The following is a 7,723-nucleotide window of genomic DNA, read 5'->3' as shown; positions in this document are numbered from 1 at the left end:
TCAATCTATCGAACAGCGTCCTGAAGCTATCAATCTGCGATTGGAGAATGGGCATTATGAGATTGATACGGTTCTGCTTACAAGAGTGAAAAATTATTGTTTACTGGTCTTAACTGATCGAAGGACTAGGCATCAAATTATCCGATTGATTCCAAATAAAAGTGCTGAGGCGGTCAATCAGGCTTTAAAACTCATCTTAAAACAAGACAAGATTCTGTCCATCACGGCAGATAATGGTACAGAATTTAACCGCTTGTCTGATGTATTTTCTGAGGAACATATCTATTATGCGCACCCCTATGCCTCTTGGGAGATTGAACCCTATTTCTCCAAACACCGCACCTATAAATGGCCGAAACGAGTACTTGTTAATGAGACTTTGTACGTCACTAAAACAGGTTGTCAATGGCGCATGCTCCCTCACGACTTTCCTCTTTACTTAACGGTATGGAGTTTCTTTCGTCGTTCTATGACGACAGGTTGGTTCCAGGTCAATGGCAGATGGTACTACGCGCTTATAGCTCAGGTGCCTTGGCAGTGAATACGACTGTAAATGGCTATTCTGTCAACTATAATGGCGAATGGGTTCAATAATGAAAGAAGCGATTGTGAATGGAAACAATCGCTTTTTTTGTGAAAATATAATAAAATAGATAGGAAAGAATTAATACTTGTATGAAAAATAAGACGTTTTTCGTCTAGTAAAAGGAAAAAATGACAAAAAAAGTTGGTGTCGGTCAGGCACATAGTAAGATAATTTTAATAGGGGAACATGCGGTCGTTTACGGTTATCCTGCCATTTCCCTGCCTCTTTTGGAGGTGGAGGTGACCTGTAAGGTAGTTCCTGCAGAGAGTCCTTGGCGCCTTTATGAGGAGGATACCTTGTCCATGGCGGTTTATGCCTCACTGGAGTATTTGGATATCACAGAAGCCTGCATTCGTTGTGAGATTGACTCGGCTATCCCTGAGAAACGGGGGATGGGTTCGTCAGCGGCTATCAGCATAGCGGCCATTCGTGCGGTATTTGACTACTATCAGGCCGATCTGCCTCATGATGTACTAGAAATCTTGGTCAATCGAGCTGAAATGATTGCCCATATGAATCCTAGTGGTTTGGATGCTAAGACCTGTCTCAGTGACCAACCTATTCGCTTTATCAAGAACGTAGGATTTACAGAACTTGAGATGGATTTATCCGCCTATTTGGTGATTGCCGATACGGGTGTTTATGGTCATACTCGTGAAGCCATCCAAGTGGTTCAAAATAAGGGCAAGGATGCCCTACCATTTTTGCATGCCTTGGGAGAATTGACCCAGCAGGCAGAGGATGCGATTTCACAAAAAGATGCTGAAGAACTGGGACAAATCCTCAGTCAAGCGCATTTACATTTAAAAGAAATTGGGGTCAGTAGCCCTGAGGCAGACCATCTGGTTGAAACGGCTCTTAGCCATGGTGCTCTGGGTGCCAAGATGAGCGGTGGTGGGCTAGGAGGCTGTATTATAGCCTTGGCAGATAATTTGACACACGCACAAGAATTAGCAGAAAGATTAGAAGAGAAAGGAGCTGTTCAGACATGGATAGAGAGCCTGTAACAGTACGTTCCTACGCAAATATTGCTATTATCAAATATTGGGGAAAGAAAAAAGAAAAAGAGATAGTGCCTGCTACTAGCAGTATTTCTCTAACTTTGGAAAATATGTATACAGAGACGACCTTGTCGCCTTTACCAGCCAATGTAACAGCTGACGAATTTTACATCAATGCTCAGCTACAAAATGAGGTCGAGCATGCCAAGATGAGTAAGATTATTGACCGTTATCGTCCAGCTGGTGAGGGCTTTGTCCGTATCGATACTCAAAATAATATGCCTACGGCAGCGGGCCTGTCCTCAAGTTCTAGTGGTTTGTCCGCCCTGGTCAAGGCTTGTAATGCTTATTTCCAGCTTGGTTTGTCTCGGAGTCAGTTGGCACAGGAGGCTAAGTTTGCCTCAGGTTCTTCTTCTCGGAGTTTTTATGGACCACTAGGTGCCTGGGACAAGGATAGTGGGGGAATTTACCCTGTAGAGACAAACTTGAAACTAGCTATGATCATGTTGGTGCTAGAGGACAAGAAAAAACCAATCTCTAGCCGTGACGGGATGAAACTTTGTGTGGAGACTTCGACGACTTTTGACGACTGGGTTCGTCAGTCTGAGAAGGACTATCAGGATATGCTGATTTATCTCAAGGAAAATGACTTTGCCAAGATTGGAGAATTAACGGAGAAAAATGCTCTTGCTATGCACGCTACGACAAAAACAGCATCACCAGCCTTTTCTTATCTGACCGATTCATCTTATGAAGCGATGGACTTTGTTCGTCAACTTCGCGAGCAAGGAGAGGCCTGCTACTTTACTATGGATGCCGGTCCTAATGTCAAAGTTCTTTGTCAAGAGAAAGACTTGGAGCATTTATCAAAAATCTTCGGTCAACGTTACCGCTTGATTGTGTCAAAAACAAAGGATTTGAGTCAAGATGATTGCTGTTAAAACTTGTGGAAAGCTCTATTGGGCAGGTGAATATGCTATTTTAGAGCCCGGACAGTTGGCCTTGATAAAGGCCATTCCCATCTATATGAAGGGCGATATTGCTTTTTCTGACAGCTACCGTATTTATTCAGATCTGTTTGATTTCGCAGTAGATTTGGCGCCAAATTCTGACTACAGCTTGATTCAAGAAACGATTGCTTTAGTGGAAGATTTCCTGACTTATCGAGGTCAAACTTTAAGACATTTTTCTCTAGAAATTCGAGGAAAAATGGAACGGGAAGGGAAAAAGTTTGGTCTAGGTTCTAGCGGTAGCGTCGTTGTTTTGGTCATCAAGGCTCTGCTAGCTCTGTATAAGCTTTCGGTTGATCAGGAGCTCTTGTTCAAGCTGGCTAGCGCTGTCTTGCTCAAGCGCGGAGACAATGGGTCTATGGGGGACCTTGCCTGTATTGTGGCAGAGGATTTGGTTCTTTACCAGTCATTTGATCGCCAGCAGGTAGCAGCTTGGTTGAAAGAAGAAAATTTGGCGACTGTTTTAGAGCGTGATTGGGACTTTTCAATTTCACAAGTGAAACCAACTTTAGAATGTGATTTCCTAGTGGGATGGACCAAGGAAGTGGCTGTATCTAGTGATATGGTTCAACAAATCAAGCAAAATATCAATCAGAATTTTTTAAGTTCCTCAAAAGAAACAGTGGCTTCTCTGGTAGAAGCCTTGGAGCAGGGGAAATCCGAAAAAGTTATTGAGCAGGTGGAAACAGCCAGCAATCTCTTAGAAGGCTTGAGCGCAGATATTTATACGCCTTCGCTTAGACAGCTGAAAGAAGCCAGTCAAGATTTGCAAGCCGTTGCCAAAAGCAGTGGCGCTGGTGGTGGTGATTGTGGTATTGCCTTGAGTTTTGATGAGCAATCAACTGAAACCCTAAAAAACCGTTGGGCCGATCTGGGGATTGAGCTCTTATACCAAGAAAGGATAGGACATGACGACAAATCGTAAGGATGAGCACATCCGCTATGCCCTTGAGCAGAAAAGTTCCTATAATAGCTTTGATGAGGTGGAGCTGCTTCATTCTTCCTTGCCTCTTTACAATCTGGATGAAATCGATCTGTCGACAGAGTTTGCTGGTCGAAAGTGGGATTTTCCTTTTTATATCAATGCCATGACAGGTGGGAGTGAAAAAGGTAAAGAAATCAATCAAAAGTTGGCTCAAGTGGCAGAAGCCTGTGGTATTTTATTTGTAACGGGTTCTTATAGCGCAGCACTCAAAGATCCAGCAGATGACTCTTTTTCTGTCAAGTCTAGTCATCCCAATCTCCTCCTTGGAACCAATATTGGATTGGACAAGCCTGTCGAGTTAGGCCTTCAGACTGTAGAAGAGATGCATCCTCTTCTCCTGCAAGTGCATGTCAATGTCATGCAGGAATTGCTTATGCCTGAGGGAGAAAGGAAGTTCAGAAGCTGGCAATCGCATCTGGCAGACTATAGCCAGCAAATTCCTGTTCCTATTGTTCTCAAGGAAGTGGGCTTTGGAATGGATGCCAAGACCATCGAGAGAGCCTATGAACTGGGTGTTCGTACAGTGGATTTATCAGGTCGTGGTGGCACCAGCTTTGCCTATATCGAAAACCGTCGCAGTGGCCAGCGTGATTACCTCAATCAATGGGGACAGTCTACCGTGCAGGCCCTACTCAACGCCCAAGAATGGAAAGACAAGGTCGAACTCTTGGTTAGTGGAGGCGTTCGGAATCCGCTGGATATGATTAAGTGTTTGGTCTTTGGTGCCAAAGCTGTAGGACTGTCACGAACAGTTCTGGAATTGGTTGAAACCTATTCAGTTGAAGAAGTGATTGGTATTGTTCAAGGCTGGAAAGACGATCTGCGTTTGATTATGTGTGCTCTTAATTGTGCCACCATAGCAGATTTGCAAAAAGTAGACTATCTTCTTTATGGAAAATTAAAAGAAGCAAAGGATCAGATGAAAAAGGCGTGACCACCGCCTTTTTTCCATCCTCAGACTGAGGTGACTTTTTTGAAGTGTGATAAAATAGAAAGGAGAGGATCAACCTATGAGAAAATTTAAAATCTTTTTATTTATCGAAGCCTGTCTTTTGACGGGAGCTCTGATTTTGATGGTTTCAGAGCATTTTTCACGTTTTCTGCTGATTTTATTCCTCTTTTTGCTTTTGATTCGCTATTACACTGGTAAAGAGGGCAATAATCTTCTTTTAGTGGTGGCAAGCATTCTCTTCTTTTTCATCGTCATGCTCAATCCTTTTGTGATTCTAGCTATTTTTGTTGCGGTCATCTATAGTCTCTTTCTTCTTTACCCGATGATGAACCAGGAAAAAGAGCAGACAAATTTGGTTTTTGAAGAGGTTGTGACGGTTAAGAAGGAGAAAAATCGTTGGTTTGGCAATCTCCATCATTTTTCAAGTTATCAAACTTGCCAGTTTGATGATATCAATCTCTTTCGTCTCATGGGCAAGGACACCATTCATCTGGAGAGGGTGATTCTAACCAATCATGACAATGTCATTATCCTCAGAAAGATGGTAGGAACGACCAAAATCATTGTACCTGTAGATGTGGAAGTCAGCCTTAGCGTTAACTGTCTCTATGGGGATTTGAATTTTTTCAATCAGCCCAAGCGAGCCCTTCGCAATGAACACTATCATCAAGAAACAAGAGACTATCTCAAGAGTAACAAGAGTGTCAAGATTTTCTTGACTACTATGATTGGGGATGTGGAGGTGGTCAGAGGATGAAAAAACAAGCCTATGTAATCATTGTTCTCACCTCCATCTTATTTGTCTTGTTTTTCTCCCACAGCTTGATGGAAATCCTTGATTTTGACTGGTCTATTTTCTTGCATGATGTCGAAAAAACAGAAAAATTTGTCTTTTTGTTGTTGGTGTTCAGCATGTCCATGACCTGTCTCTTAGCCCTATTTTGGCGAGGTATTGAAGAGCTTTCTCTAAGAAAAATGCAGGCTAATCTCAAGCGTTTATTGGCAGGGCAAGAAGTGGTTCAAGTTGCAGATCCAGATTTGGATGTCAGTTTCAAGTCCTTGTCAGGTAAACTTAACCTTTTGACAGAAGCTCTTCAAAAGGCTGAAAATCACAGCCTTGCTCAGGAAGAGGAAATCATCGAGAAAGAACGGAAGCGAATTGCTCGGGATTTGCACGATACCGTCAGTCAGGAGTTGTTTGCGGCTCACATGATTTTGTCAGGTGTCAGTCAACAGGCTTTGAAATTGGATAGAGAAAAGATGCAGATCCAGTTGCAGAGTGTCACAGCTATTGTAGAAACTGCCCAGAAGGATTTACGGGTCTTGCTCTTGCATTTGCGACCAGTTGAGCTGGAGCAGAAGAGTCTGGTTGAAGGAATTCAAATCCTTTTAAAAGAGCTTGAGGATAAGAGTGATCTCAAGGTTAGTTTCAAGCAAAATGTGACGAAATTGCCTAAAAAAATCGAGGAGCATATCTTCCGTATTCTGCAAGAGTTGATCAGCAATACCCTTCGCCATGCCCAGGCATCTTGTCTGGATGTCTATCTCTATCAGACAGATGTTGAATTGCAGCTGAAGGTGGTGGACAATGGGATTGGTTTCCAGTTAGGGAGTTTAGACGACCTGAGTTATGGACTACGCAATATCAAGGAGCGGGTTGAAGATATGGCAGGGACGGTTCAGTTATTGACAGCTCCCAAGCAAGGACTGGCAGTTGATATTCGTATTCCCCTGCTCGATAAGGAATGATAAAGGAGTAAAGATGAAAATTTTACTGGTAGATGACCATGAAATGGTCCGATTGGGCTTGAAAAGCTACTTTGACCTCCAAGACGATGTAGAAGTTGTGGGCGAGGCTGCAAATGGGTCTCAAGGTATTGACTTGGCATTGGAATTGCGTCCAGATGTTATTGTCATGGATATTGTCATGCCTGAGATGAATGGAATTGACGCGACCTTGGCTATCCTTAAAGAATGGCCTGAAGCCAAGATTTTGATTGTAACTTCGTACTTGGACAATGAAAAAATCATGCCTGTCTTAAATGCTGGTGCTAGGGGCTATATGCTCAAGACTTCTAGTGCCGACGAACTACTCCATGCCGTCCGTAAGGTGGCTGCTGGGGAGCTGGCCATTGAGCAAGAGGTCAGCAAGAAGGTCGAATATCACCGAAATCACATGGAACTTCATGAGGACCTAACTGCGCGTGAGCGAGATGTTCTCCAACTGATTGCCAAGGGTTACGAAAATCAGCGCATCGCTGATGAACTTTTTATCTCTCTTAAGACGGTCAAGACCCATGTGTCCAATATCCTTGCCAAACTTGAGGTCAGCGATCGCACCCAGGCAGCGGTCTATGCCTTTCAGCACCACTTGGTGGGGCATGAGGAGTTTTAGATGAGTTTAGCAGATTTACTTGAGGAGCTAGAAGCAGCAAAAGACTCTAAAAAGCAAGACCCATGGAAGCCCATATGCGCCATCAATTTTCTTTTCTAGGTATTGCGGTGCCTGAAAGAAATAAACTCTATAAAAATATTTTCCAGAAGCGAAAAAACAAAGATTATCGATTGGGATTTTGCAGATACTTGCTGGGAAAAAGAATCTAGAGAATACCAGTATGTGGCTGCTAACTATTTGAAAGCAATGCAGTCTTATTTAAAGGACAGCGATTTGCCTAAGCTAGAGCAGTTGGTTGTTACCAAGTCTTGGTGGGATACGGTGGATATCCTAGATCGAGTAGTAGGGAGTTTGGTGTATGAGAAGCAGGAACTGGAAAAAATAACCCTCCAATGGAGCCTGTCAGACAATATCTGGTTGAGACGCGTCGCTATTGACCACCAGTTATTAAGAAAAGAGAAGACCAATACTCAATTAATGGAAAAGATTCTCCTTCATAACTTGAACCAAACAGAATTTTTTACCAATAAAGCCATTGGCTGGACTCTGCGAGACTACTCCAAAACGAATCCAACTTGGGTAACATGCTTTATTGAGAAAAACAAGGAAAGAATGGCTGAACTTAGTATCAAAGAAGCAAGCAAGTACCTCTATCGTGATTGAAAAGCGCAGTCATTAATTGAAAAGTTTACCTGTTTATGTGATAATGGAGGGTATTTACAGAAGGTGATAGATTTCTTGATTCTATAGTAGATTGAGAAATTTAGAATAGTATGCTATAATCCCATCTTTGA

General features: G+C 42.8%; 7 protein-coding genes and 3 pseudogenes. All 10 read left to right on the top strand.

The window, feature by feature from the left end; translation table 11 throughout:
• Positions 1–313, top strand: a pseudogene (locus tag HT691_RS11470) (IS30 family transposase); the annotation flags it as partial.
• Positions 314–430: pseudogene (locus HT691_RS11715) on the top strand (transposase); the annotation flags it as partial.
• A 284-nt stretch (positions 431–714) separates the two neighbouring features.
• The gene (mvk, locus tag HT691_RS10660; protein WP_000163312.1) at positions 715–1,593 is read left to right on the top strand and encodes a mevalonate kinase; all 879 of its coding nucleotides are present in this window, start codon (positions 715–717) and stop codon (positions 1,591–1,593) included.
• Positions 1,575–2,528 (top strand): diphosphomevalonate decarboxylase, encoded by a 954-nt coding sequence (gene mvaD / locus HT691_RS10655; protein ID WP_000373448.1) that lies wholly within the window; start codon positions 1,575–1,577, stop codon positions 2,526–2,528. Before mvk ends, mvaD begins: the two co-directional genes overlap by 19 nt.
• The gene (locus tag HT691_RS10650) at positions 2,515–3,522 is read left to right on the top strand and encodes a phosphomevalonate kinase (RefSeq protein ID WP_000562398.1); all 1,008 of its coding nucleotides are present in this window, start codon (positions 2,515–2,517) and stop codon (positions 3,520–3,522) included. The genes mvaD and HT691_RS10650 overlap by 14 nt, the downstream gene beginning before the upstream one ends.
• Complete coding sequence (fni, locus tag HT691_RS10645) at positions 3,506–4,516, top strand: type 2 isopentenyl-diphosphate Delta-isomerase (RefSeq protein WP_000210663.1); 1,011 nt, start codon at positions 3,506–3,508, stop codon at positions 4,514–4,516. The genes HT691_RS10650 and fni overlap by 17 nt, the downstream gene beginning before the upstream one ends.
• Before the next feature lie 76 nt (positions 4,517–4,592).
• Positions 4,593–5,291 (top strand): cell wall-active antibiotics response protein LiaF, encoded by a 699-nt coding sequence (liaF, locus tag HT691_RS10640; protein WP_001224643.1) that lies wholly within the window; start codon positions 4,593–4,595, stop codon positions 5,289–5,291.
• Positions 5,288–6,283 carry a sensor histidine kinase gene (locus tag HT691_RS10635; protein WP_000743691.1) on the top strand — a complete coding sequence of 332 codons (996 nt, stop codon included), beginning with the start codon at positions 5,288–5,290 and terminating at the stop codon, positions 6,281–6,283. The genes liaF and HT691_RS10635 overlap by 4 nt, the downstream gene beginning before the upstream one ends.
• Before the next feature lie 13 nt (positions 6,284–6,296).
• Positions 6,297–6,929, top strand: coding sequence for a response regulator transcription factor (locus HT691_RS10630; protein ID WP_000698415.1), 633 nt, complete (start codon positions 6,297–6,299; stop codon positions 6,927–6,929).
• Positions 6,930–7,592: pseudogene (locus HT691_RS10620) on the top strand (DNA alkylation repair protein).
• The last annotated feature ends 131 nt before the right edge of the window (positions 7,593–7,723 follow it).

The sequence above is a fragment of the Streptococcus sp. 477 genome, from assembly GCF_013277295.1.
Taxonomy (GTDB): domain Bacteria; phylum Bacillota; class Bacilli; order Lactobacillales; family Streptococcaceae; genus Streptococcus; species Streptococcus pseudopneumoniae.
Note: the sequence above shows the minus strand (reverse complement) of the source record. Positions and strands in the feature narration are given on the sequence as shown.